This window comes from Bartonella capreoli, assembly GCF_902813205.1.
Taxonomy (GTDB): domain Bacteria; phylum Pseudomonadota; class Alphaproteobacteria; order Rhizobiales; family Rhizobiaceae; genus Bartonella; species Bartonella schoenbuchensis.
The window spans coordinates 1-757 of sequence record NZ_CADDZX010000072.1 but is presented as its reverse complement, the minus strand read 5'-3'; the positions used below and the strand labels follow the sequence as shown (position 1 = coordinate 757).

The 757-nt window shown below is 39.1% G+C and carries 1 protein-coding gene; it reads left to right on the top strand.

The genetic code is table 11. The features are described 5' to 3' along the window. Positions 1–757 (top strand): PAS-domain containing protein (locus tag J7R05_RS07365; protein WP_208541779.1); only part of this gene is annotated, 757 nt, incomplete at both ends.

The following is a 757-nucleotide window of genomic DNA, read 5'->3' as shown; positions in this document are numbered from 1 at the left end:
ATTCAAGAACCTGTATGGATAAGAGATTGTGAGGGGACAGTTTGTTTTATCAATCGCGCCTTTAAAGAAATGACAGGCTTTAGAGAAAATAACAATGAAGTCAATGATCTTTTTAATGAAAAAACACAACCCAAAACAGATGAAATAGAAACGATTTTTCAAGAGCACGTTCATACAGTCATTGATGGAGAACGGCACTGTTTTTACCTCACACGGATTACAACAGAAGAAGGAATGGCAGCTTTTGCCCGTGATGACAGCGCATATGAAAACCTTGCCAATGAACTGAGGCACGTTCTTCAAAGCCATTGTGAAACACTTGATCAAATCTCAACAGCTGTAGCCATTTTTTATACAAACCAAAAATTAAAATTCTGCAATCATGCTTTTAAAATTTTATGGTCGTTGGAGAGTTCTTTTCTAGAAAGTAAACCAAGCCATACATTGCTTCTTGAACACTTGCGTGAAAAAGGACTCCTTGCGGAAAATCCCGATTGGCGCGCGTGGAAAGAAGAACTTTTTAAAGCCTATCGGCAAACAGAATCGAATCAACAAATTTGGAATCTTCCAGATGGGCGCACGGTGCGTGTTATCTCCAATCCTCATCCTCAAGGAGGCACCACTTGGCTTTATGAAAATCTTACAGAAAAAATTGATCTTGAACGACGTTACAATACACTCATTAAAATACAAGGCGAAACACTTGACAAACTTTCAGAAGGAGTAGTGGTTTTTGGCACTGATGGACGCCTTCGTT